The sequence below is a fragment of the Mycobacterium sp. pUA109 genome (assembly GCF_041287095.1).
Classification (GTDB): Bacteria; Actinomycetota; Actinomycetes; order Mycobacteriales; family Mycobacteriaceae; genus Mycobacterium.
In genome coordinates, this window is the sequence record NZ_JBGGKS010000010.1 from 51,617 (window position 1) to 76,050 (window position 24,434).

The 24,434-nt window shown below is 67.1% G+C and carries 23 protein-coding genes; 13 read left to right on the plus strand and 10 right to left on the minus strand.

Annotated elements, in window-relative coordinates; translation table 11 throughout:
* Position 1: 1 nt before the first annotated feature.
* From ACAG26_RS13195 to ACAG26_RS13215, 5 genes are all read right to left on the minus strand, one after another.
* Positions 2-358, minus strand: coding sequence for a 4Fe-4S binding protein (locus ACAG26_RS13195; protein WP_370482852.1), 357 nt, complete (start codon positions 356-358; stop codon positions 2-4).
* The gene (locus ACAG26_RS13200; protein WP_370482854.1) at positions 355-1,959 is read right to left on the minus strand and encodes an FAD-binding protein; all 1,605 of its coding nucleotides are present in this window, start codon (positions 1,957-1,959) and stop codon (positions 355-357) included. The genes ACAG26_RS13195 and ACAG26_RS13200 overlap by 4 nt, the downstream gene beginning before the upstream one ends.
* A 25-nt stretch (positions 1,960-1,984) precedes the next feature.
* On the minus strand, positions 1,985-2,776 hold the full coding sequence (locus ACAG26_RS13205) for an ABC transporter ATP-binding protein (protein WP_370482855.1): 792 nt from the start codon (positions 2,774-2,776) through the stop codon (positions 1,985-1,987).
* Positions 2,773-3,501, minus strand: coding sequence for an ABC transporter permease (locus tag ACAG26_RS13210; protein WP_370482857.1), 729 nt, complete (start codon positions 3,499-3,501; stop codon positions 2,773-2,775). The genes ACAG26_RS13205 and ACAG26_RS13210 overlap by 4 nt, the downstream gene beginning before the upstream one ends.
* Positions 3,502-3,829: 328 nt before the next feature.
* On the minus strand, positions 3,830-4,735 hold the full coding sequence (locus ACAG26_RS13215; RefSeq protein ID WP_370482859.1) for a LysR family transcriptional regulator: 906 nt from the start codon (positions 4,733-4,735) through the stop codon (positions 3,830-3,832).
* Between the two features lie 1,631 nt (positions 4,736-6,366).
* Here ACAG26_RS13215 and ACAG26_RS13220 point away from each other — a divergent pair.
* The 5 genes from ACAG26_RS13220 to ACAG26_RS13240 all read left to right on the plus strand — a co-directional run bounded on the left by ACAG26_RS13220 (position 6,367) and on the right by ACAG26_RS13240 (position 11,022).
* On the plus strand, positions 6,367-7,374 hold the full coding sequence (locus ACAG26_RS13220; RefSeq protein ID WP_370482861.1) for an ABC transporter substrate-binding protein: 1,008 nt from the start codon (positions 6,367-6,369) through the stop codon (positions 7,372-7,374).
* Positions 7,375-7,490: 116 nt separating this feature from the next.
* Positions 7,491-8,210: an ABC transporter permease gene (locus ACAG26_RS13225; RefSeq protein WP_370482863.1), complete on the plus strand. Its 720-nt coding sequence runs from the start codon at positions 7,491-7,493 to the stop codon at positions 8,208-8,210.
* The gene (locus ACAG26_RS13230; RefSeq protein ID WP_370482865.1) at positions 8,207-8,911 is read left to right on the plus strand and encodes an ABC transporter ATP-binding protein; all 705 of its coding nucleotides are present in this window, start codon (positions 8,207-8,209) and stop codon (positions 8,909-8,911) included. Before ACAG26_RS13225 ends, ACAG26_RS13230 begins: the two co-directional genes overlap by 4 nt.
* Positions 8,912-8,942: 31 nt before the next feature.
* Positions 8,943-9,833, plus strand: coding sequence for an ABC transporter substrate-binding protein (locus tag ACAG26_RS13235; RefSeq protein WP_370482867.1), 891 nt, complete (start codon positions 8,943-8,945; stop codon positions 9,831-9,833).
* Between the two features lie 4 nt (positions 9,834-9,837).
* Complete coding sequence (locus ACAG26_RS13240) at positions 9,838-11,022, plus strand: MFS transporter (RefSeq protein WP_370482869.1); 1,185 nt, start codon at positions 9,838-9,840, stop codon at positions 11,020-11,022.
* Here the strand turns inward: ACAG26_RS13240 and ACAG26_RS13245 are convergent.
* A complete protein-coding gene (locus ACAG26_RS13245) occupies positions 10,997-11,989 on the minus strand; it encodes an IclR family transcriptional regulator (protein ID WP_370482871.1) in 993 nt (330 codons plus the stop codon). The two genes, ACAG26_RS13240 and ACAG26_RS13245, sit on opposite strands and share 26 nt — an antisense overlap.
* Positions 11,990-12,099: 110 nt before the next feature.
* On the opposite strand from ACAG26_RS13245, the gene ACAG26_RS13250 reads away from it, so the two are divergent.
* From ACAG26_RS13250 to ACAG26_RS13275, 6 genes are all read left to right on the plus strand, one after another.
* Positions 12,100-12,666 (plus strand): alpha/beta fold hydrolase, encoded by a 567-nt coding sequence (locus tag ACAG26_RS13250; protein ID WP_370482873.1) that lies wholly within the window; start codon positions 12,100-12,102, stop codon positions 12,664-12,666.
* A gap of 161 nt (positions 12,667-12,827) precedes the next feature.
* Positions 12,828-14,186 carry a glutamine synthetase family protein gene (locus ACAG26_RS13255; protein ID WP_370483092.1) on the plus strand — a complete coding sequence of 453 codons (1,359 nt, stop codon included), beginning with the start codon at positions 12,828-12,830 and terminating at the stop codon, positions 14,184-14,186.
* 13 nt (positions 14,187-14,199) lie between these two features.
* The gene (locus ACAG26_RS13260) at positions 14,200-14,904 is read left to right on the plus strand and encodes a gamma-glutamyl-gamma-aminobutyrate hydrolase family protein (protein ID WP_370483093.1); all 705 of its coding nucleotides are present in this window, start codon (positions 14,200-14,202) and stop codon (positions 14,902-14,904) included.
* On the plus strand, positions 14,901-16,268 hold the full coding sequence (locus ACAG26_RS13265; protein ID WP_370482875.1) for an aldehyde dehydrogenase: 1,368 nt from the start codon (positions 14,901-14,903) through the stop codon (positions 16,266-16,268). Before ACAG26_RS13260 ends, ACAG26_RS13265 begins: the two co-directional genes overlap by 4 nt.
* Complete coding sequence (locus tag ACAG26_RS13270; protein ID WP_370482877.1) at positions 16,265-17,041, plus strand: 3-oxoacyl-ACP reductase; 777 nt, start codon at positions 16,265-16,267, stop codon at positions 17,039-17,041. The genes ACAG26_RS13265 and ACAG26_RS13270 overlap by 4 nt, the downstream gene beginning before the upstream one ends.
* A 201-nt stretch (positions 17,042-17,242) precedes the next feature.
* On the plus strand, positions 17,243-17,671 hold the full coding sequence (locus ACAG26_RS13275) for an SgcJ/EcaC family oxidoreductase (RefSeq protein ID WP_370483094.1): 429 nt from the start codon (positions 17,243-17,245) through the stop codon (positions 17,669-17,671).
* A 6-nt stretch (positions 17,672-17,677) separates the two neighbouring features.
* On the opposite strand, the gene ACAG26_RS13280 is transcribed toward ACAG26_RS13275, so the two are convergent.
* Positions 17,678-18,178, minus strand: coding sequence for a MarR family winged helix-turn-helix transcriptional regulator (locus tag ACAG26_RS13280; RefSeq protein WP_370483095.1), 501 nt, complete (start codon positions 18,176-18,178; stop codon positions 17,678-17,680).
* Positions 18,179-18,248: 70 nt separating this feature from the next.
* Between ACAG26_RS13280 and ACAG26_RS13285 the strand changes: the two genes are divergently transcribed.
* A complete protein-coding gene (locus ACAG26_RS13285; protein WP_370482879.1) occupies positions 18,249-19,232 on the plus strand; it encodes a zinc-binding alcohol dehydrogenase family protein in 984 nt (327 codons plus the stop codon).
* An 86-nt stretch (positions 19,233-19,318) separates the two neighbouring features.
* Here ACAG26_RS13285 and ACAG26_RS13290 read toward each other — a convergent pair whose 3' ends face one another.
* Entirely contained in the window at positions 19,319-20,599 is a 1,281-nt protein-coding gene (locus ACAG26_RS13290; protein ID WP_370482881.1) for a sodium:proton exchanger, read from the minus strand.
* Between the two features lie 270 nt (positions 20,600-20,869).
* On the opposite strand from ACAG26_RS13290, the gene ACAG26_RS13295 reads away from it, so the two are divergent.
* Positions 20,870-21,949 carry a HoxN/HupN/NixA family nickel/cobalt transporter gene (locus tag ACAG26_RS13295; RefSeq protein WP_370483097.1) on the plus strand — a complete coding sequence of 360 codons (1,080 nt, stop codon included), beginning with the start codon at positions 20,870-20,872 and terminating at the stop codon, positions 21,947-21,949.
* Positions 21,950-22,016: 67 nt separating this feature from the next.
* On the opposite strand, the gene mtr is transcribed toward ACAG26_RS13295, so the two are convergent.
* Positions 22,017-23,393 (minus strand): mycothione reductase, encoded by a 1,377-nt coding sequence (mtr, locus tag ACAG26_RS13300; protein WP_370482883.1) that lies wholly within the window; start codon positions 23,391-23,393, stop codon positions 22,017-22,019.
* The gene (locus tag ACAG26_RS13305; RefSeq protein WP_370482885.1) at positions 23,393-24,403 is read right to left on the minus strand and encodes an alpha/beta hydrolase; all 1,011 of its coding nucleotides are present in this window, start codon (positions 24,401-24,403) and stop codon (positions 23,393-23,395) included. The genes mtr and ACAG26_RS13305 overlap by 1 nt, the downstream gene beginning before the upstream one ends.
* Positions 24,404-24,434: the final 31 nt, after the last annotated feature.

Here is a 24,434-nt window from a genome sequence, read left to right on the forward strand (position 1 = left end):
CTCAGTGCGGTGCGCTGCGGGTGTCGACACGGGGCGGCGGGTCACCCTGCGGCAGTTCGGGTCCGACCGCGGTGCGGCTACCCGGCTGCCGGCCTTTCCCCCATCCGATGCGGGCCCGGTAGCTTCCGATCACGCCGTTGGGTGGCTGGTAGTTGTCGAGCTGCAGTGGGGCGGACTCGGGACTGACATAGAGCGCGTCGGTCGGGCAGTACGCCTCGCACATGAAACAGGTTTGGCAGTCCGACTGCCGCGCAATGAGGGGTATCCCGCTCGCTGTGCTGTCGAATACGTTGGTCGGGCAGGCCTCGACACATTTATCGCATCCTATGCATGCCTCGGCGATGACGATCTCGATCATGCGGCGCCGGGCTTCACCGGTGTCGACCACGACGAGGCCGGCGCGCGTCGAACCCACACCCGGTCGAGACCGCCGGCGTGCAGATGCTCCCGCTGGGAGTCGTCCTGGTACGGGTAGTCGTCCCGCTTGCTCATCCCGCGCGACTCGGTACGGGTCAATGCCGACGAGTAGATCCACCGTCCCACGGCGGTGATGGCGGCGGCTTGACGGGCCAGCAGCCGGCCGGCCTGGTCCCGAGCCCCGAACCCGCTGTCGGCGAGTACGTTCCACACGTCGTCGAGTTGCCCCAGCGCGACCCGCATTCGATCGCCATGGCGCAGGTAGTTCTTCTCGAACGGCAGCAGTTGCCGCTGAGCGGTGCGCACCACCTCGTCAGGACCCGGTGCGCCAGATCCGTTGCCTAACCCGACCCGGCCGGCGCCGTGCAGTTCGTGGGCCGCGCGACGGCCTGAGGCCAGGGCGTGGCGGGCCGCGGCGGTGCCGGCAAAGGTGCCCGACGACATCGCCCAGGCGGAGTTGTGGCTGCCGCCACCGGTGAAGCCGCCACAGATCCGTTCCCGGGTGGCCGCATCACCGGCAGCGTAGAGTCCCTGGATCCCGGTCGAGCAGTGATCGTCGACCAGGTTGATGCCGCCGGTGCCGCGCACGGTGCCTTCGGCGAGGAGGTCCACCTCGAATCGTTGGGTGAACGGGTCGATGCCGCGGCGGTCGAACGGCAGGAAGAAATTGGGCTGTCCCCGGCGCATCTGTGCGGCCACTGCCGCGTCGGCGCGGTCGATTTGGGCGTACACCTTCTCGTTTAACAGGGTCCGTGCAATCACGGACCGTCCCTTGCGCGATCCGGCGCCCTCCACGACGCGGCCGTCGGCGTGGTAAAAGGTGGCGTAGGCGTAGTACGCGGTCTTGGTGATAGTTGTCCCCTTGGGTGCGATCGCGTAGGCGTTGGCGAACTCCATCCCGGAGAAGTGGGCACCGACCTCGGCCGCCATCAGCGCGCCATCGCCGGTATCGACGTTGGTGCCGAGGGCTCCGGACAAAAACGCGCAGCCGCCGGTCGCCAGCACCACCGCGGCGGCGGTGATCCGGTAGTTCTGGCCGGACTGGCGCTGATATCCGGCCGCACCGCCGACGGAACCGTCGGAGGCGACGAGCAGTTCCAGTGCCGGTGCGTGGTCGAGGATCCGGACGCCGCGACGCTGCACCCAGGCCCGCATCCGCCGCATATATTCCGGTCCCTGCACCCCCGTGCGGATCGGCTCGCCGGTCGTGGCGTCGATGGGGAACGGGTACCGGCCTTCGGCGCCCAGCCGGTGCATATTCGTATAGGTTTGGTCCAGCACGCGATCCATCCACGCGTGGTCGGCGAGGTTGCCGCCGAGCGTCTCCCGGCTCGCCTTGGCGGCGGCCCGCTTGGCCGGGTCAGGGGCGATGTACCACACCCCGGTGCCGGCGGAGGCGCTGGCACCGGACGTCCCGCAGTAGCCCTTGTCCACCATGATCACATCGGCCCCGTTATCCCGCGCGCCGATGGCGGCCCATGCGGCCGCCGGTCCTCCACCGATGATCAAGACGTCGGTGCTTAGGGCGAGTTCGTCGGTCATGTGAATGCTCTTTCCTGGTCGCGGGTCAGTCAGCCACAGGTGCTTGCGGTGATTGGTGGGGCTGCTCGCCGACCCCCAGCATTGACAGCAGCCGCATGCGGAGGGCGACGAAGTGGGCGTCGGTGACCGACCGTGGTCGGTCGATGCCGACCCGGGTTTCCTCGGCGATGCGGCCGTCGCGCAGGATCAGGACACGCCCGGCGAGCAGCAGGGCCTCTTCGACGTCATGGGTCACCAGCAAGGTCGTCGTCTGGTGTCGTTGCCAGAGCCGGGCCACCAGGGCTTGGGCATGGATTCTGGTGAGCGCGTCCAGCGCACCGAACGGTTCATCGAGAAGCAGCAGTTCGGGTTCACGCACCAGCGCGCGGGCCAACGCCACGCGTTGCGACTCTCCGCCGGATAGCGTTGTCGGCCAGGCGTCGGCCTTGGCGGCCAGCCCTACCTCGTCGAGTGCGGCGAGGGCTCGTTCATGGGGACGCTCGCCGCGCAATCCCAGGGCAACGTTGCGCCACACCGACGTCCAGGGCAGCAGGCGATGCTCCTGGAACACGATCGCGGTGGCGGTAGACGCCTCGATGGTGCCCGTGAAACCGGCGTCGAGACCGCCGATACCGCGCAAAAGTGTGCTCTTTCCTGATCCGCTGGCCCCGAGCAGCGCGACGAACTCCCCGGGCTCGAGGACGAGGTGCACGTCGTGGAGGACCTGGCGGTCGTCAAACCGACGGCCAGCGCCGACCACCCGCACCGGTGTGCCGCCACGCTCGGGCCCGCGCACCCGGGGCCGGCCGTCCGGCAGGGATTGTGCGGCGATGCTCATTGCCCCTCGAATCCGTTGCGCCAGGAAAGGAACCGCTTGTCCAGCCCACGCACGAACAAGTCGGTGAATAGGCCGAGCACCGCATAGATGACCAGCACCAAGAAAATCTGGTCGGTACGCAGATACTCCTTCGCGTCGTTCATCAGGAACCCCAAGCCAACGGGGGTCGTCTGCATCTCGGCCACGACCAGGACCAGCCAGCCGATACCCAGCGCCTGCCGCAGTCCGACGAGTATCTGCGGCAGCGCCCCGGGCAGCATGACGTAGCGGATCAGCTCCCAGCGAGACAGATCCAGCGACACGGCGGCTTCAACCAGTCGCTGGTCCACACCGCGGATCCCGGAGAGCACGTGCAGATACATCGGAAAAATCGGCGCCACCAGGATGAGCGCTATCTTGAATTTGTCGTCGATGCCGAACCAGATGATGAATACCGGCACCAACGCTACCGCGGGCATCATCCGAAGTGCCTGGACCGGCGCGTTAATGAGATCCTCGGCGACCCGCAGCAGCCCAGCCGCGGCCCCAAGGATGACGCCGACCGTAATCCCGATAGCCAGGCCAAGGGCGACCCGGCGCGTGGAGGCGGCGAGATGGGTCCATAGCTCACCGGTCCGGGCCAGCTCCCATCCCGCGTGGACAACCTCGGTGGGTGCCGGGGTGGTGGTGCCGAGCCAGGACCGGGCGCCCAGTTGCCAAACTACGATAACCACGGCCAGCCCCACCGACTGTCGGAAAGCGCGGCGTACCCGCTGCGGGACGAATGGCCCACCCAGACGGGTAGTCTCGGCGCTGGGCCGGCCCGCTGCGGACTCCTTGGGCGCATCGTCGGCGACCGAGGCACGTGCTCGGGTTCCGGATACTCGATCGAGCCGCAGAGTCACGTTGGATCCTCGCCGGGTTGAAGCAGACAAACTTGAATAAAGTTACGGCCGTGGTGGTCTGGTGCCCATCGTTGTGCTCACGCTGAACCTAGGGGCATGTCTTGTCGAGCCGAAGTTGCGGCGGCGGTCCCGCCCAGTACCTGCCGTCCCACCCGTTTAGTTCCGTGGTTCACTCCGGTTGCGCCTCGGCGGCGATTGTCCGCAACGTGCGCAGGACCAGCCTGATGTTCGGGTCGCGTTGCCGGGCGCTGCGAACGACGGCGCTGATGGTGCGGACACCGAGCTTGACGTCGGGGACGATCAGTCCCGTCAGGCTCGCGGGGACCGACAGTCGCGGCACGATCGCCGAGGCGACCTCGGTCGCGGCCAGATGGCAGATGTTCGGGGGGCCGATCAGGCGGTGTTTGATCTGCGGGGTGAAACCGGCGCTTTCGCCGGCGCGCATCACCGCGACCCCAAGCCCGGAGTCGTGCGGGCCGGTCACCCAGGGCGCATCGGCCAGCGCCGCCAGCCCATGATCGCGGATCGCGTGGTGGGTGTCCGGTGGCGCCAGCAGAACAAGCGGTTCGAACAGCAGCGGATCGGTGGCCAGTCCGCCGGACGACTCCTGCCCGAAGAAGTCGTAGTGGCACGTGATCGCGACGTCGACCTCCCCCTGGCGTAGCAGGCGTAACGCGTCGCGGCTCCGCTCTTGCTGCACCTGCACGCGCAGGTCAGGCTGCTCGAGCCTCAGGCGGCGCACCATGGGTGCGGCCAGTGTCGCAAGGCCCATGTTGAAGGTCGCGACCGCGACCTGTCCCGCGACCCGATCGCGGGTCTCGGCCACCGCGCTCATGGCTTCGTCGACCGCGATCAGGATGCGGCGGACGTGTTCGGCGAGGACTTGGCCGCTGCGGGTGAGTCCCAGCGTCCGCCCGTCTCGACGGAACAAGATCGCCGCGGACTCCTCCTCCAGCATCCGCAGTTGTTGTGACACGGCGGAGCGTGTGATATTGCGGCGCTCCGCGACGGCGGTGACCGTACCCAGGTCGGCGAGATCGCTGAGCAGCATCATGCGACGCAGATCGAGCATCATCTATCGCCTGCGGCCGGTGCCTCAAGCGCCGAGGCCGACGCGTGATCGGCAACGCGACTGCCGTTGGCGGGCATAAGGACTGACGAGGTCATAAGAGATGATGGTGGCACATGACGCGGCTGGCGCGGTTGGATTAGGCCCCGGCCAAATCTGACTGCAACTCGCTGTACTGGCGTTACGGTGTGATTTCTGCAGAAATCAGCGCGGATGAAACTCGGAAGTTATTCCGCCAGCGGACCGCAACGGGTATGGAAGACCTTCTCGGTGCGGTGTCGTGTAGGGCGCTCCCGGACAAAAAGACTAGTCGCCCAGGGTAATCAGATCACTATCGCCGGCGGCGAGGCCACGTAGTGGCCCTCCATGAATGGGTCGCGCCGTGTCGAGTCGATATACGAGGCGCGTAATACGCGCTGCCGCAACGTCAGACGGTTACTTGCGACAAAACATGCTGCGATGGTGAAAAGCCAAGGGGGCGTGGAGGGGGGATTGAGAAGTGAAAACCGCGCTGTGCCGAGGGCTGCGGCTAGATCGCCAAGGTAAAGCTGCGAAATGCACTGGGGCGACGAGGGGGTCGCTCCCGTCATCGATGCCACGATGCGCGAACCAGGCCACATCCTCAGCGTGGCCGGCTAGAGATCACCACTTCCGCCTTGTCCATAGCATGGACACTGGCCTGAGGGCGTCCAAATGCGTTCCTCTGCAAGGATAGTCGACCATCCACCGGACCCATGCTGACGTCCGACTCCTGAACTGTGTCATATCACGAAGAGGTGAGGAGGAGTTCGCGATGAGGATGGCGACAATTACTGTATAACAGGGTAATTCGGTCCAGCACGAGCGCTACTACGCCCGGCGCTTTGCCGCTTCGGCGCTCAGCATGCTGATCCAGCTTGGCTTTGCGCGGCCGCTGTGCATCGGCGCCGTGTCAGTGAAGGGCATCAGGGCGGCGCCAATGATGCCAGGCCGGTCTGCCCGGCTGTCCGCGCAGCTCCATCGGTATCTGTCTCTGTATAGGAAACGCTATTGCCAGGACGCATACGCATAAAACTAGCGGGAAATACCGCTGCCGTCCAGCCGAGGGACCTACGGGTGGCCAATTCGCGCTCCCGCACCGCGTCCGAAAGGCGTCCTCGATGCACGGGCGAATCGGAGTCCTGATCTTTCGAACTACCTGCGCCTGCGGCGTTTCCGGGATGACGGGCACAAACGGGCCGGTCGGGTGCCGCTGCGATCGATTGGCGCAAGCTGCGCAACGAGCCGTTGACGATGCTGGGCGTCGTGGTGCTTGCCGTTCCCGTCTAAACAACTGCGGGACGGGCTGATTCGGTGGCCTGCGAAAGCGTGACCCCTGATCGCCGACGGATGGTTTAACTCAGCGGGAAGTAAATCCACCGCTACCGATTTCGATGAGGTTCGAAGCGCTGCACAGCAGTGAGATCCCCCGTGGAGAACCGCTGCTTCGGGGCGGTGTCAGACACAAGCGACCGTTGACGGGCGTAATGAGCACTCCTACGGTGTCGGCTGAAGGGCTAAGGGGAAATCTCTGAAAATGGGCTACCCGCTTGGATTTCAGTATCAAGACCTGCTCGGTGCGCGGTGTAGAAGCGTGGAGAGCACAAGGAGATATGCGGGTGTCGGACAGGATGCTTAGCCGCCGCGGGGTGCTGCGCGCCGGTGTCGTTGGCCTAGGTGGGCTCGGACTGGGCGCCATACTGGCATCGTGCGGGTCGGACGGTGCGGCGGGCGAGAAGCGGGCCAGGATCGAAGATACCCAGAAGGGGACCGCCGGTGCGGTGATCCGGCCGATCTCCGAGCGGTATGGACTGCTCGATTCGCTGTCGCTGACCTATGTGGCCGGAACAGGACCGGGCGACGTGCAGAACAAGCTGCTGTCCGGCGCGCTGGACAACGCCAGCATGGGCCCGATCGGCGCCGTCGTGGCGAACAACGCGGGCGCCGCGCTGACGGTATTCACTACCGGCCTGAACAATCATGTGCGGTGGCTGGTGCCAGCCAACAGTCCGTACCGAACTCCTGCCGATCTGCGGGGTAAGCGCATCGCGACGCCACCCAACAACAGTGATGCCTACCGCTCGGCGCAGCTGGCCGCGGCCGTCAACGGGATCGAGTTCAACAAGGAATACGAGATCCACCAGGGCGCGGTGTTGGCGGGGCTGGCGCTGTTCGACCGCGGTGACGTCGAAGGCATCGTCACCATTGAGCCCAACGCCACCCGGCTGGTGGCCCGCGGAGCGCGGCAACTGGCCACCGTGGACGAATTGTGGCGGCAAGGCACCGGGCATTCGGAGCCGTTGCTGCTCAACGGGCAGGGGGCGCGGTTGGACTGGGTGAACAGCAACCCCGACCTCGCCGCGGCGCTGCAGAAACTCCGGTTGGATGCCCATCACAAGATCCGCGAGCAGCCGCAGATCCTCGCGGAGCTGGCCGGCTACTACGGAATCCCGCCCACCGAGAAGGAGGCGATCAAGCTCTTGCCGCAGCGGCTGGTCGACATCTATCCGGTCGAGTGGGGCCAGGCCGCGGCAACGAGTATGGACACCCAAATCGCGGCCGCCGTGCAGCACGGTCTGCTGCCAAAGGCGCCGACCGCGCCGGTTTACTCGAAGCTGACCTCATGACCGTCGACATCGAAGCGCCGCCGCCGCAGGCCGTCCGGAAGGCGACGCCGGAACAGCGGGTGCGCCGCGCCCGCCGCGGCTGGCTGGCGACCGTGTGGCCACCCACGCTTTTCGTGGTGCTGCTGGCCGCGGGCTGGCAGATCATGGCCGTTCGACTGAACAGTGTGCTGGTACCTGGTCTGCCCGCGATCGTCGAGGCGTTGGTCAACACCGTGTCGGGAGGGCGCTTCCTGCCGGCCTTGGGGGCCACCCTGCTACGGGTGGCTCTCGGCTTCGCGCTCGCGTTCATCGTGTCGCTCGTTGTCGGGATCGGGATGGGGCGCAACATCAAGGCCCGTCGGTTTTTCGAACCCGCTGTGCTGCTCGGGCTTACCGTGCCAAGTTTGATTTGGGCACTGCTGTGTGTGATCTGGTTCGGCGTCGGTCTGGCGAATCCGGTGATCGCGGTGGCGTTATCGTCGGCGCCGGCGCTGACGCTGAGCGTCTACCAAGGTGTCGCGTCGATGTCCGCGGAACTGGTGGAGATGGCGTACATCTACCGGTTCCCGATGCGGCGCCGGCTGCGCTACCTATGGTTGCCCGCGATCCAGCCGGCGCTGTTTTCCGGCGCCCGAATCGGACTTTCCTTGTCCTGGAAGGTGATTGTGCTGGTCGAGGTCTTCGGGATGTCCAGCGGTGTCGGCTATGAACTCAACAACGATTTCGCCGCACAGGACGTCGCCGGCGTGCTGAGCTGGACGATGCTGTTCGCCTTGGTCATGGCGCTTCTGGAATACGGCGTCCTGCAGGGCCTGGAGCGGTACTTCACCCGCTGGCGGAAGCTCAGCGCGGTATGAGCACAGCGGTGGTGCTGGACTCGGTCGCCAAAAGCTTCGCGACCGAGCACGTCTTCCGGGAGTTCTCGCTGACCGTGCAGAACGGCGAGTTCGTCGCGGTGGTCGGCGCGTCGGGTACCGGCAAGACCACCCTGCTACATCTGGTCGCCGGGCTGGAAAAACCCGATGCTGGCTCGGTACACACGACGGGCGGGCCGCCGCGTCTCGGTGTGGTGTTCCAGCAGCCGCGATTGCTGGACTGGGTATCGGTGCGTAAGAACGTCGAACTCGCCGTGGAGGCGGCCGCCTTAGATACCGGCGAGGTGGACACGATCCTGGAATCGGTCGGGCTCGGTGACTACGCGGACACGTTTCCCTCGCTGCTGTCCGGTGGCCAACGCCAGCGGGTGGCCGTCGCTCGCGCGTTCGCGGTGCGGCCGGACCTGATGCTGCTCGACGAGCCGTTCAGCGCGCTCGACGAGATTACCGGACGCCGTCTGCGTCTCCTGCTGCAGAATTTGTGGCTGCGGCAGCCGCTGTCGGGTCTGCTGGTGACCCACAATCCGCTGGAGGCGGTGCTGCTCGCCGACCGGGTGATTGTGCTGTCCGGCCGCCCAGCCGTCATCACCCAGGAATATGTCATCAACCTGCCCCGGCCCCGCTCGCCGGAAGATCCGGCGCTCTTCGAAGCCAGCCGGCGCATCATCGCCAACCTCATCTGAGTTTCCCAACCCATAGAAAGGTGCATTCATAATGTCGACCCCAATCACCATGGAACTGCTGGCACTGGTGTTTTCGCTGCCGCAACTCGTGGCGAAGGACGAGGGCTACTTCGCCGAGGAGGGCCTCGATGTCACCTTCGTGCCCAAGGAGCAGGCAGCCGTCACCTACCTGGACAACCACGAACTGCTCAGTGCATTCGGCGCCACCAAGTCCCACTTCGAAAGCGGCGAAGCGACCCTGTACCGCGCGTGCGAATGGGGCCAAATTCGCCGATCGCACGACAGCACGATCGGCGGCAGGATCGTGAGCAAGCGCGCCGCGGTCGCCGGTCAGGCCATCGTGGTGGCCCCGGACGCCCCCGAGGTCCATCTTTCGGACCTGGCGAACAAGGACGTTGCGGTCAACTTCCATCACGGCTCGCACTATGTGGCCCTGCAGATGCTGGAAGGGTTCCTGCCGCGGGAGGAGATCAAGGTGGTCCACCTCGGCGGGCCACAACTACGATTCGAGGCGCTGCGTGACGGACGCATTGCGGCCGCGGCGTTGATGGAGCCATGGGTGACCCTCGCGGAGAAGCAGGGCTACAAGGTGTTGTCCGAGGCGTTCTACATCGGATCCGAGGTGGCCAGCCCTGACCTTGACACCGAGACCTATGAGGCGATCGGCCGCGCGGTGAACCGGGCCGTGGTCAAGCTCAACGAGGATCTACGCCCCTACCTGCACCACCTGATCGCTGAAGTCCCACCGGAGCTCGGCGAACTGCACCCCGACGACTTCCCGCTGGGCCGGTTCCGATTCGTGCCCCAGGAGCCTTACCCGCAAGACCAGTTCCAGCGCACCTACGATTGGATGGTCGGCTGGGGGCTGATCCAGGACGACTCCCGCTTCAACCAGATCGTCAGTAACCTGATCACCACCTGACGGGGTGACTGCCTCTTCCGAGGCCACGTCCACAGGCGTCCACGCGCGGGTATGGCCGGTGTATGCCGGCGGGTTCCTGGGCCCGTTCGGCAGCACCATGGTCACTCCGATGATCCACGAGGTTGCCCGCGGGCTTGGCGGCACGGAGCAAGCCGCTGCCGGCGCCGTTACCGCCTACATGCTGCCGTTCGCCGGGCTCATGCTGGTGTCGGGCACGGTCGCCGAACGCTGGGGCCGCGGACGCACCATCCAGGTTTCGCTGGTGCTGTTCGTCCTGGCCAGCATCTGGTGCGCGCTGGCCCCCGACATGGCGTGGTTCCTGGCCGGACGTGCCGTACAAGGTGCGACGAACGCGTTCACCACGCCGCTGCTGGTCGCGGCCATCGGTGACCTGGTGCCAAATCACCGGCTCGGCAAAGCGCTGGGGTGGTTCGCCGCGATGCAAGCGGCGGGCCAGGCATTCAGCCCACTGGTCACCGGGGTGTTCTCGGCGCTGGACTGGCGTTTGGCGTTCGCGTTCCCCTCGGCGCTGGCGTTGCTGCTTGTCGTGTTGCCGCCGGGCGAAGCGGCGGTGGTGCGTCGAGCGTCCGGGCGGGCGTCGTGGCGCGCCCTCAAGACAAAACGCCTGGCACTCGCGTGCGCGTTGTCCTTCCTGTGCTACCTCGCTGCGGTCGGGCTTACGGTGCTGGGCAGCTTACGCGCGCAGCAGGTATTCGACCTCGGGCCGACCCAACGGGGCCTGGTCGGTGCCGCGTTCGGAGTCGCCGGCCTGGCCTGCGCCGGACCACTGGGCGGAGTGCTGGACCGTATCGGCCCGCGGATACTTGGGCTCGCCATGAACGCCGCCCTAGCCACCGGGGTCCTGATCGCCGCCTTCTCGGCGACGGTCGCCGCGCTCGCGTTGGGCATCGCGCTGACCGGAATCGCGGTCACCGGGTTGCGTTCCGTCATCAACAGCCTCGCGGTCACCAGTGCGCCGACCAACCGGGGCGGCGCGGCTTCGCTGGCCCTGTCGTTCCAGTTTTTCGGCGGCGCACTGGCCCCCGCCATCTGGGTACCGCTGTATCAGGCAACGGGCGAGTTCGGTTTCGCCGCCGGTGCGTTGGCCCCGGGGGTGGCGTTTGTCGTGATCGCGCTGGCACCGAAACGAGTTGGTGCTGCCGCTATCCCGATGGCGGAAACGCGGTAGCCGACCAGGCGCCGGTCGGGTCGCCGGAAATCGCCCGGACAATCAGGTCGCGGCCCTCGCGCAACACGGGTTCGGCCGCTGCGGGGTCGAGTCGGTCGGTGGGGCCAGCGATGTTGAGTGAGACGGTGTGGAAGCGCAGCGAATCGTACAGCGGCATCGACACCGCCGAGATCCCCGGGGTGACCTTGTCGGCCGTGTAGACGAACCCGGCCTGCCTGACCCGGGCCAGCTTGGACTCGGAAGCCAACGCGATGCCGCGGCTGCGCAGGGCGTCGCGCTCGGCCTTGTTTAGGGCGAACGCCGCCAGCACCAGCCCGGAGGAGCTCGCGTCCAGCGCCATGCGTGTGCCGACTCGAATATCGGCATAGAGCGCTTGGCGGCACTCCGCGCGTTGGATGATCACCGCGGCGTCGTCGGCAAGCGCTGCGACCGACACGGTCTCGTGCGCACGCGCGGCGATCTGCTCGAGGAACGTGTGGATGCGTTGACCCAGCCCCGCCTGCTGAAGTGCGGCGTTACCGAGCCGGGTCAGCTTCAGGGTCAGCCCGTAGCGACCATCCTGCCCCTGCTCGACCCAGCCGGAGGTGACCAGCCCGGCCAGTTGTTTGTGTACCGTCCCGCGTGAACCGTTGACTCGTTGCGCGAGCTCGCTGACCCCCAGTGGTCGTCCCGCGTCGGCCAGCGCCTCAACCAGCAACAGGCTCTTTTGGGCCGAGCTGAGCGGCGCATCCGGGAGTGGGTGCGGTGATCGTCCAGTGTCGGCTTCTGTCCTCGTCTTGGAGACGCCGTTTCTGCTCGGCACACGGTGATCGTATATGGAACCTCGTGGTGGTGCCGTTGCCGCACGCGGTCTGGCCGTGTTGCGTCGTGCCGGCGGGTGCCATGGTGGCGCCGGCGACCCATCTGGTCGGGTTCGGCAACCGGGTGTGACACGCGCCTGATCATGGTGATCCAAAACGCTACGCACGCATGGGCTTTCTGCGTATCATCGGCCCAGCAGGTCGGCTTGCCTGAAAGGTCGCTGAGACCGCGTCGAAAATGGCCCGCCAGGCGCCGTCTGGTTGTAGCGTGCTGAAAATGCCTTCGACGATGACAACCGTCGACGGATTCCCCATCCCGGTCAGCGTGGCCGGCCCCGGAGGGAGTCCTGTCGTGGTGGTGCTCAGTGCCGCCCAGCGCACCGTCGCCGCGTACGACGCCGTCTGCGAACGCCTGCACACCGCCCATTTGCGGACCGTCGTCGTCGGTCCCGACCCGCGGTTGACGGTCAAGTCGGTGGTCGGCATTCTCGACTCGCTCGACATCCAGTGGGGTGTCGTCGTCGGTGATCGGCTCGGCGGCGGCGAGCTTGCCTGGGAGTTGGCCGCGACCCGGTTGGATCGCTTCACCGGCCTGGTGGCCATCGACCGGGGCCATCCGCGGGTGCCCGACCTCAACGGCATGGTGCGTGACGAGCATTGCCCACCGGTGGAGATCAACACCACCGTGTTGGTGAGTGGCCGGGGCGCGCAGCAGGTGGCCCGCGCCAGCCAGCGCTACGTTTACGGCGACTTCCGGGTGGTCGAACTGCTCGGTCGACGCAGCGCGCAGGAGTCCACCGCGCAACTCGCCGCCGAAATCGTGTTGCGCACCAGCACCTGGTGACCTCCGCCTGCTCCGCGAGCGTGCGTGTCCCCGGTCGGCGCGCCGACCGGATTCCCGGGTCTACGCACGCTCGCGCCGACGACGTAAGTGACTGCAGTGCCAGTTGTTTCGCGTGAGAGTTATGCGACATAACTGCACTCAGCCGGCACAGCGCGGATAGGATCGGAGAGGTGCTCACGGTTACCGACCTGCAACAGCTGGTCGCGGCCGGCGATATCGACACCGTCATCGTCGCGTTCCCCGATATGCAGGGCCGGCTGACGGGCAAGCGGATCGCGGCCGCCCACTTCGTCGCCGAGGTGGCCGCCCACGGGGTGGAGTGCTGCAGCTACCTGTTGGCGGTCGACGTCGAAATGAACACGGTGCCCGGCTACGCACTATCGAATTGGGACACCGGCTACGGCGACATGGTGCTGATCCCAGACTTCGGCACGTTACGACGCACCCCCTGGTTGCCCGGCACTGCGCTGGTGCTGGCCGACCTGCGCCACCACGACGGCGGGCCGGTGGCGGTCGCACCGCGCCAGATCCTGGCCACCCAGATCGACCGGCTCACCGAGCGGGGCCTGGTGCCCGACGCCGCCACCGAACTGGAATTTCTGGTGTTCGAGGACAGCTACCGGCAGGCATGGGAACACGGCTACCGCGGCCTGACCCCGGCCACCGACTACAACGCCGACTACGGCCTGGTGGCCGGATCCCGGCTCGAGCCGCTGCTGCGCGACATCCGAGTGCAGATGGCCGAGGCCGGGCTGACGTGGGAGAGCGTCAAGGGCGAATGCCATCCAGGCCAGCAGGAGATCACCTTCCGCTACGCCCCCGCGATGGTGTCCTGCGATAACCACTGCATCTACAAAAGCGGCGCGAAGGAGATCGCCGACCAGCACGGTAAAAGCCTGACGTTCATGGCGAAATATGACGAACACGAAGGCAACAGCTGCCACATCCATCTGTCGCTGCGCGGCGAGGACGGTGCCGCGGTGTTCGCCGACCCCGATGCGCCGCACGGCATGTCGTCGCTGTTTGCCAGCTTCGTGGCGGGTCAGTTGGTGACGCTGCCGGAGCTGACGCTGCTGTACGCGCCGACCATCAACTCCTACAAACGGTTTGCCGCCGCCAGCTTCGCGCCCACCGCGGTCGGGTGGGGCCTGGATAACCGCACCTGTGCGCTGCGGGTGGTCGGCCACGGCGCTGGGCTGCGAGTCGAGTGCCGCGTTCCCGGCGGCGACGTCAACCCCTACCTGGCGCTCGCGGCGCTGATCGCCGGTGGACTGCACGGGGTCGACAACGACCTGGTGCTGCCGGACCCGTTTGCCGGCAACGCCTACGCCAGCGACCTGCCCCGGCTCCCGGCTACCCTGGATGAGGCTGCCGCCTTGTTCGAACACTCGGCGGTGGCGCGTAAGGCATTCGGTGACGACGTCGTCGCGCATTACCTCAACAACGCACGGGTAGAGGTGCAGGCGTTCAACGCCGCGGTCACCGACTGGGAGAGAGTGCGAGGCTTTGAGCGGCTATAAGCCCGTCGTCGGCATGACGACCTACCTGGATCAGGCGCAGACCGGAGTCTGGGACGTCCCGGCCAGTTTCCTGCCCGCCAGCTACTTCCAAGGCATCACCGCGGCCGGCGGGATCGCGACGCTGCTACCGCCGCAGCCGGTGGACCCCGAGATCGCCGAGGGGGTGCTCGACCGGCTGGATGGTCTGGTGATCACCGGCGGCAAGGACGTTGACCCGGCCGCCTACGGTCAGTCCCGGCATCCGACCACCGACGAACCCGGCGGTCTGCGCGATACCTGGGAATTCGCTTTGCTGGCCGCGGCGCTGCGGCGCGGGCTCCCGGTGCTGGGCATCTGCCGCGGCGCCCAGGTGCTCAACGTGGCGTTCGGCGGAACGTTGCACCAGCACCTGCCCGAGGTGATCGGCCACAACGGGCACCGCGCCGGCAACGCGGTGTTCACCACGCTCACGGCACGCACCGTGCCGGGTACCCGGCTCGCGTCGCTGCTCGGCGACGCCGCCGCGGTGCGGTGCTATCACCACCAAGCCATCGCCGACGTCGGGGAGGGCTTGGTGGTCAGCGCCCGCGACGACGACGGGGTGATCGAGGCGATCGAACTGCCCGGCGAGGGTTTTGTGCTGGCGGTGCAGTGGCATCCGGAGGAATCCCTGGATGATTTGCGGCTCTTCGCCGCGATCGTGGATGCCGCGCGGGCCTATGCGGGGGCGGTGCGATGAGCGCCGCCCAGCTGATCAACCCCGCCACCGAGCAACCGCTGGACCGCGTCGAGCACACCGAGGCCGCCGCCGTCGACGACGCGGTGGCGCGGGCTCAGGTGGCGCAGCGACGGTGGGCGCGGCTGGCACCCGCGGCGCGCGCCGAGGGGCTGCGGGCGTTTGCGGCGGTTGTCGACGCCCACGTCGGCGATCTGGCCGCGCTGGAAGTCGCCAACTCCGGGCACCCGATCTCGGCCGCCGAGTGGGAGGCCGGCCACGTCCGCGACGTGCTGCAGTTCTACGCCGCCAGCCCGGAACGCCTCTCCGGGCAACAGATTCCGGTCGCCGGCGGGCTCGACGTCACCTTCCACGAACCGCTGGGGGTGGTCGGTGTTATCACCCCGTGGAACTTCCCGATGCCGATCGCCTGCTGGGGCTTCGCGCCCGCGCTGGCCGCAGGCAACGCCGTACTGATCAAACCCGCCGAGTGGACCCCGCTGACCACCCTGCGACTGGGAGAGCTGGCCACCGAAGCCGGACTGGACCCCGACCTGCTGCAAGTGCTGCCCGGCCAGGGCACCGTGGTGGGGGACCGGCTGGTCACCCACCCGGACGTTCGCAAGATCGTCTTCACCGGATCCACCGTCACCGGCACCCGGGTGATGGCCGCGGCGGCCGCGCAGGTCAAGCGGGTCACCCTGGAGCTGGGCGGCAAGAGCGCCAACATTGTGTTCGACGACTGCGACCTGGACCGCGCCGCGGCCACCGCGCCCTACGGGGTGTTCGACAACGCCGGCCAGGACTGCTGTGCCCGCAGCCGGATCCTGGTGCAGCGCAGCGTCTATGACCGGTTCATGGAGCTGCTGGAGCCGGCGGTCAGCGGTGTCGTCGTCGGCGATCCGGCGTCCCGCGACACCGAGATGGGGCCGCTGGTGTCCCGGCCGCACTGGGAGAAGGTCGCGTCCTACGTGCCCGACGATGCGCCGGTCGCGTTCCGCGGCGGCGTCCCCGACGGTCCCGGCTTCTGGTTTGCGCCGACGGTGCTGACCCCGGCGCGCACCGACCGCGCCGTCATCGACGAGATCTTCGGTCCGGTGGTGACCGTGTTGCCGTTCGACGACGAGGCCGACGCGATTGCCCTGGCCAACGACACAGCATTCGGCCTGTCCGGTTCGATCTGGACCGATGACCTGTCACGGGCGCTGCGGGTGACGAGGGCGGTGGAAGCCGGGAACCTGTCGGTGAATTCGCATTCCTCGGTGCGCTATGCCACGCCGTTCGGCGGCTTCAAGCAGTCGGGTGTGGGCCGGGAGCTGGGCCCGGATGCGCCGCTGGCGTTCACCGACACCAAGAACGTGTTCATCGCCGTGAAGGAGGCTCCGTGACCGATCTGACCCAGCGGCTGGCCGGACGGGTGGCGGTGGTGACCGGGGGCGGCGGCGGGATCGGTTTGGCCGCGGCCCGTCGGATGCGCGCCGAGGGCGCAACCATCGTGGTCGGGGACGTCGACGCCGATGCCGGTGCGGCGGCCGCCGATGAGCTATCCGGATTGTTTGTGCCGGTGGATGTTTCCGATCAGGGCGCGGTCGATGCACTGTTCGCTGCCGCGGCCGACCGGTATGGGTCGGTCGATATCGCGTTCAACAATGCCGGCATCTCCCCGCCGGAGGATGACCTGATCGAGGATACCGAACTTCCGGCATGGCAGCGTGTGCAGGACGTCAACTTGAAGTCGGTGTACCTGTGCTGCCGGGCGGCGCTGCGGCATATGGCGCCCGCGGGGAGGGGCTCGATCATCAACACCGCGTCGTTTGTGGCGGTGATGGGTTCGGCGACGTCGCAGATCTCCTATACGGCCTCCAAGGGGGGCGTGCTGGCCATGTCACGTGAGCTGGGTGTGCAGTACGCGCGGCAGGGTATCCGGGTCAACGCGCTGTGCCCGGGCCCGGTGAACACCCCGCTGTTGCAAGAGCTTTTCGCCGCCGATCCCGAGCGGGCGGCGCGCCGGCTGGTGCATGTGCCGCTGGGCCGGTTCGCCGAACCGGAGGAGATCGCCGCCGCTGTCGCATTTTTGGCCAGCGACGACGCGTCGTTCATCACCGCCTCGACGTTCCTGGTTGATGGTGGGATCAGCTCGGCGTATGTGACTCCGCTGTAGGGGTCGCCTGTTTCGGCCGCCCAGCTAACGCTCGGGCCCAAGCTCGGCGGTGTCGGCGTATTCGGCGAGCTGGTTGATCAACGGGTGCTCGCAACGGTCCAAAACAAGCCCATAAAGGTCACAGAATCATAACAATCCCCCCGGATATCGAGGCGCGGATGGTTCGCTCATGCGACGGGGAGCAGAGGGGTGAGCACCGCGATGACCAACGACCGGCGTGCCGACGAAGACGCCATCCACGTGCTGATTAATCGGCAGGTCAAGGGCTGGGCAGCAGGGGATTCCGCTGCTTATGCCAGTGTGTTCACCGCCAACGCGGACTACGTCACGTTTCTGGGCGCCCATCACCAGGGACGTGATGCGATCGCCGCATCGTATGCTCCGCTGTTCAAGAGATTCCTCAAGGGATCACGGCTGGATGTCGAGGTCACCCAACTGCGGTTTCTGACGCCCGATGTGGCGGTGATCCACGCCAAAGCTGCCGTGGTGAAGGGGAAACGGCGGCCTCGCAATTACCGGGTGAACACCACCGTGGCCGTCCGGACCGAGGACGGCTGGCGGTTTTCCTCCTCGCAAAACACCACCCATCGCCGACTGGCTGAAAAGCTCCTGGGCGCGCTCGCATCGTAGCCGGACCTACGTCGCCAACCGCACACCCACGCGTTCGGCCTTCAATAGATCCCGAAGGATTTTGGTCACTGTGGCCAACTCGGCACGGCTATAGCGGCAGAGAAAGTCGTGCATCCCACGATCCATTTCGGCATGCAGCTGCCGATGCGCGCCGACGACGATCCGACCGTCGGCGGTGGTGCTGAGCGCGATCTCTTTCCGGTTGCCCGGCACCGGCGAACGCTGCACCAACCCGGCGTCGACGAGTCGCTGCACATGTTTGGAGACCGTCCCCTTGAGCTGGCCGGAGCGCGCCGCCAGCGCGACCAGGTTGATCGGCTCGTCGCCGATGTGGTCGAGCAGATGCATGCTCAGCGTCGGTAGGTCGCGCACCAGCGGTTCCAACCGCCGCGGGCAGTGCTCGGCCATAAAGTCGCGCTCGGCGTCGCCGTCGGAGTCGTCGAACTTATCGCCGACGGCCTGAATCAGCTCACCGATCTCGGCGACGGCGTCGGACTTGGTTTTGATGGAAACCATCTTGTCATGATCGCATCCGCGAGAGTAAGTTTCCATGGAAACTATCCTCGAGGAGGGCGTGATGAAAGCAGCGGTGATCGAGGCCCTCGGCCGGGCACCGGTATACGCCGAATTCCCCGAACCCGCCGCGCACGACGATGCCGTGGTGGCGACGGTGGAGGCGGCGGCCCTGACCAACCTCACCCGCGGGTTGGTAGCGGGTTCGCACTACGGGAGCTCGGGGCTGGCGTTGCCCAGCGTCGCCGGGGTGGACGGGGTGGCGCGGCTATCCGATGGGCGCCGGGTCTACACCGGCGCGGTGAGCCCATACGGGATGATGGCCGAACGCGCGTTGATTGATCCGCGCGGCGCCGTCGACGTGCCCGACGGAGTGGACGCGGTGACCGCCGCGGCCGCACCCAATCCCGGTCTGTCGGCGTGGATGTCGCTGCACCACGCCGCGCAGATCCAGCCCGACCATCACGTCTTGGTGGTGGGGGCGACCGGTGTCACCGGAGCGCTCGCCGTCCAACTGGCCAAGATGGAGTTCGGGGTGCAGCGGGTCGTGGCGGTGGGCCGCGACGCCGACCGCTTGCAATGGTTGCGCACCGTCGGCGCCGACGACACCATCCGGCTCGGCCATGACGATCTGGGCGCCCGGGTCGGCGACGCGCACCGTGACCGGCCGTTCGACGTGGTCCTGGACTATCTGTGGGGAGAGCCGGCCGAACACGTGCTTTCCGCACTGGGCAACGACGGGTTGGGGCCGACCTTTCACGCCACCCGATACGTGCAGATTGGGTCCATGGCCGGTCCGACGATCAACCTGGCGGCGGGCATTTTGCGCAGCGCCGGGGTGACACTGACGGGCGTCGGCTTCGGCAGTGTGCCGTTGGATGTGGTGGTGCGCGCCCGCACCGAGTTCTTGCCTCGACTCTTCGGCATGCTCGCCGACGGTCAGCTGCAGTTGACGACGCAGGCCCGGCCGCTGGCAGACGTCGAGGCGGTCTGGGCGCAGCGCGAGCCGTCGGGCACCCGGGTGGTGTTCACCCCGCGAGCGTGTTGAAATTGCGGCGAGGGTCGTGCATTTGCGAAAACCACGACCCTCGCCGCAATCTCAAGTGTGTCTTGGTGTCCGCTCGCCACAAAGTGCTACCCCTCAGCCGGGTGGGGGTGCCCGCTGTGGCGCACCGCGTGCCCGACGAACGGTGCGGCGACGGTGGCGGCCAGGTGGCGGCGATGGACGATCAGCCCGGCGACGGACACCGCCGTGTAGATGCCGCAGAGCAGCAACCGCCCCTCGGTGGAGCTGATCGGGAACTGGACAATGAACAACGCCAACAGTGCCCAGGCGGTGGCGCGGTGGAAGCGCAGCGCCAGGATCAGCGTCACCCCCATCAGGGTCTGGGTGGCGGTGAGCAGCACTTCCTCGATCTGACGGGAATCGAGCACCAGCGAGAATCCGCCGCCGCCGAGTAGGTGGGCCAGCGGCAGTGAGCCGATCAGCAACGTCCACTGGTTGACCTTGGCCGAGATCAGGGTGCCGATCGCCGCGGCCCCCTTGCCACGGCTGGCGAAGATGGTGGCGATGATGAATTCGGGGGCCTCGGAGGCCAGCGGCGCCAGCCACTGCACCAGCAGGAACCGGTCGATCCCTAACTCGGTGCCGGCGGCGACAAGATTGTCGGCGAACGGTTTCGCGCACAACAAGATCACCGCACCGGCCGCGGTGAACAAGGTGGTGACGGCGATGCGGCGGGTGCGGTCGGGCAGCTCTCCGAGGGCGGCGGCGGTGCCGATCAGGTCGGGCTCTTCCACGTCGCCGTGGCTGATTTTGTAGAGGTAGAAGCCGAACCAGGCCAACAACCCCAGCCCCAGTACCAGGTGGATTTGACCGCTGGCCGGGATGGCGAACGCGACCACGCCGGCGATCAGCAGAAACCCGAGTTCGACCCGGTTGGCGGGCTCCAGCGACACCGCGGCGGCTCTACGACCGGTGGCTTTGCGGGCCACCACCAGACTGACCAGCACCACGACCGGCCAGCCCAGACCCATCAACAGCCGGTTGGATCCGGTCATGTTGGCCGCCGCGTACTGGGTGTATTCCGGGGCATGACCGGAGGTATAGGCGTAGTACAGGTCGACGGCGTATTCGGGCAACACCGCGATCAACGCGAGCAGCGCGATCGCCAGCCCACCGGACACATCGATCTGGGCCGCTTCGGCCGCCCAGGCCAGCAAGAAGCTGGCCGCCACCACCGCGCCGCCGTAAACCAGCAGGGCGACAACGGGGTGGAGATGCAGGCCAGCGGTCCGAACCACCACGGCCGGGATAATGAACACCGCCGTGATCAGCGTCGAACGGCTCAGAGTGCGCCACGGGGAGCGTGCTGCCGGCCGGACGGCCACAGCGGGACGGCTAGTGGCGAGCATCGTGCTCCTTCACTCGGGGATGCCGATCGTCGGTCACCAAACCTACCGGCCGTCCACCTGGTTCAGCAACGTGGCGACTGTTCGAAGTGTCGACATCAGGAACCTTGTTTTTGCTCGTCAGGGCGCACAACTTTGGAAGTTAGGCCAGCCTTATTCGAAAGTTGGGCAAACCGTGGGGCGTGTCCGCGTTGCACCGCGTTCCGGCGGTGTCCTAACCTGACCTGGTTGTCTTCCCACGCCGATGCCGCCAACCAGCCCCGATCGTGGTGGGTGCGGCTGCGGGGTTCCTTGACGCGGCAGGAATGGTCGCGGCTGGGCTTGATGTTCGCGGTGATCATCGGATTACATCTGGCCGGCTGGATCACGTTGGTGTGCCTGGTCGAGCCCGCCCATTACAGCGTCGGCGACAAGGCCTTCGGGGTCGGAATCGGGTTGACCGCCTACACGCTGGGGCTACGGCACGCGTTCGACGCCGACCACATTGCCGCCATCGATAACACCACCCGCAAACTGATGAACGACGGCCAGCGCCCGTTGGCGGTGGGATTCTTCTTCTCGCTGGGGCATTCCACCGTCGTGTTCGGCCTGGCGGCCCTGCTGACGGTGGGATTGAAGAGCGTCGTCGGGCCGGTCCAAGACGACTCATCGCGGTTGCACCATTACACCGAGCTGATCGGAACCAGCGTCTCCGGCGTATTTCTGTACCTGATCGCGATCCTCAATGTCGTCATTTTGGCCGGCATTCTGCGGGTGTTCGCCCGGATGCGCCGTGGCAGCTACGACGAAGCCGAACTCGAAGCCCAGCTGGACAGCCGGGGCCTGCTCAACCGGTTGTTGGGCCGCCTCACCAAGTCCATCGCCAAGTCCTGGCACATGTACCCGGTCGGCATCCTGTTCGGGCTCGGTTTTGACACCGCCACCGAAATCGCGCTGCTGGTGCTGGCCGGCACCAGCGCGGCCGCCGGCCTGCCCTGGTACGCCATCTTGTGCCTGCCCACCTTGTTCGCCGCGGGCATGTGCTTGCTGGACACCATCGACGGGTCGTTCATGAACTTCGCGTACGGTTGGGCGTTCGCCAACCCGGTGCGCAAGGTCTACTACAACATCACCATCACCGCCCTGTCCGTGGTCGTCGCCCTGCTGATCGGCACCGTCGAACTGCTGGGCCTGCTCGCCGAGCGGCTGGGCTGGTCGGGCGGATTCTGGAACTGGGTTGGAGGGCTCAACCTCAACGCGATCGGTTACGTCATCGTCGGCATGTTCGTCGTCACCTGGGCAATCGCCGTGCTGGTCTGGCGCTACGGCCGCATCGAGGAGAAGTGGAGCCTGCCGGCCGAGGATTTCGCCTAACCCCGCGAGCAGACACAAAATCACCCCAAACGACGGTTTTGAGGGGACTTTTGCGTCTGCTCGCGCCTCAAGACAGGCCCAGCAGGGCGTTCTCGACGACCTCGGGCAGCGCCGGGTGAATCCAGTACTGGCCGCGGGCCATCTCCGGTGCGGTCAGCCCGAAGCTCATCGCCTGAATCAGCGGCTGGATGATCGACGACGCCTGGTAGCCGAGGATGTGCGCGCCCAGCAACCGGCCGGTGCCGCGTTCGCCGACCAGCTTGACGATCCCGGTGGTGTCCTCCATCGCCCAGCCGTAGGCGACGTCGCCGTAGTCCTGCACCTTCACCGACACGTCGAAACCCTGTGCGCGCGCCTGATTTTCGGTCAACCCGACACTGGCGATCTGCGGGTCGGTGAACACCGCCGACGGGACGTAGCGGTGGTCGGTGGCCACCATCGCGTCGGTAGCGTCCCAGTCGCACAGCAGATTGTGCTGCACCACCCGCGCCTCGTGGTTGGCCACATGTTTGAGCTCATACGGGGAGGACACGTCGCCGAGCGCGAAAACGTTGCGGGCCGAGGTGCGTTGGTACGCGTCGACGACCACCCGGCCGTCGGCGACGGCGATGCCGGCCTGCTCGGCATCCAACAGGTCACCGTTGGGCACCCGGCCGGTGGCCACCAGCACGGCGTCGGTGCGCAGCGTCGAACCGTCATCGAGGGTCAGCGCGATGCCGGCGCCGTCGGTGCGGGCGGCCACCACGTTGCGGTGGCTGCGCAGCTCCCACTTGCTCGCCGCAATGCGGGTGAACCGTTCGCTGATGGTGTCGTCGAGGTGGCGCAGCAGGGTGCCGCCCCGGATCACCAGGGTGACCCGCACCCCGAGCGCGGAGAAGATGTGCGCGAATTCGGCGGCCACGAAGCCGCCGCCGACGATCGTCAGGTGCCGGGGCAACTCGGCGATCCGCATCACGGTGTCGCTGGTGTGATACGCCACCCCGCTGTGCTGGAACACCTCGGGAACCACCACCCGCGAGCCGGCGGCGATCACCACCTGCTCGGCGCTGAACTCGTCACCGCCCTCGGTGCGCAGCAGATACCGGCCGTCCGACACCGCCCCGAACCGGGTGTGCTGGTCATACACGTCGATGTTGGGTGCGTCGCGACGGTAGTCCTCGCCGCCGACCGCGATCGGGTCGATGCGTCCGAAGACCCGCGAGACGATGTCGGTCCAGCGCACCTGATCGACGTGCGCGTCCACGCCGTAGCGGGCCGCGTGCCGGACGGTGTTGGCCACCTCGGCGGCGTAGACGAACATCTTCGTCGGGATGCATCCGACGTTGAGGCAGGTGCCGCCGAAGGTGCCCTGCTCGCAAATCGCCACCCGTTTACCGGCATAGCGTTCGTCGAGAATGCTGTTGCCCGAACCGGTTCCGATGATCGCCAGATCGTAGGTTTCCATCAGCGCCCGCTTCCGGTCGGTGCGGCGGGGTCCGCGGCACGGCAATAGTGGTCCAGCCAGCTGTCCAGCTGCCGATACGCGGCTCGGCGCGGACCGGGCAGCGACAAGAACACGTCGTGTTTGGCGTCGACCACCGGGACCACGGTGCTGCGGTTGCCGATGCACCCCGCCCAGCGGGCGATCTGGGTGACGTCGAGCACCGCGTCACCGCACCGCAACGTGACCGGGTCGGCGGTTTCGGGCACGCTGTGATCCGAGCGCAGGATCAGGTTGGGCACCCCGACGTCCAGACCGCGGTGCAACCGGGCCTGGCCGCGCCGGCTCGCGTGCAGCCAGCCGAACGTGATCGGAAAGCCGCCCAGCGGCTTCCACGCCAGGTTGTAGTCGAACTCGCCGTCGTAGTCGTGGTGCAGGCTGCAGCCGTACCCGCCGCAGCCGGGCCCCCGCGCCACCTTCGTCGGGGCCAGCCGAGCCAGCGCGGCGATCACCGCCGACGTCACCGGCCAGCGCAGGATCGCCGGGCCGTGCAGGTCCAGCCACGGACTGTTGAGCACCAGGCCGTCGACCCCGGTGCCCGCCAGCACGCCGAGGCGACGCAGCCGGTCCAGCCACAGCGGCACGATCAGCCCGCCGGTGGAGTGCCCGTACACCAGCACCCGCGCCGAGCCGGTCTGCTCGGCGATGACGTCGAGGGCCGCCTGCAGCTCGACGTCGTAGTGCCGCAGGTCGGTGGTGAAGTGCGGTGTCTGCCCGGCCCGCCACGACCGGCCGCATTTGCGCAGGTCGAGTCCGTAGAAGGCGAAACCGCGGGCGGCGAAGTGCTCGGCCAGCGCGGTGTTGAAGAAGTAGTCGGTGTAGCCGTGCACCGCGAGCACGGCGCCCGCCTCGGCGGTTGCGTCGGTGCGGGCGACGAGGGTCGCGACGATGTCGCCCTCGCCGTCGGGGTCGGCGCCCAGCGGAATGGTGTACCGCCGGTAGCCGGGCAGATCGTCGGGCGTCCAGCCGGTCACACCGGTCAGCTTAAGGGCTGTTGACGCCCGC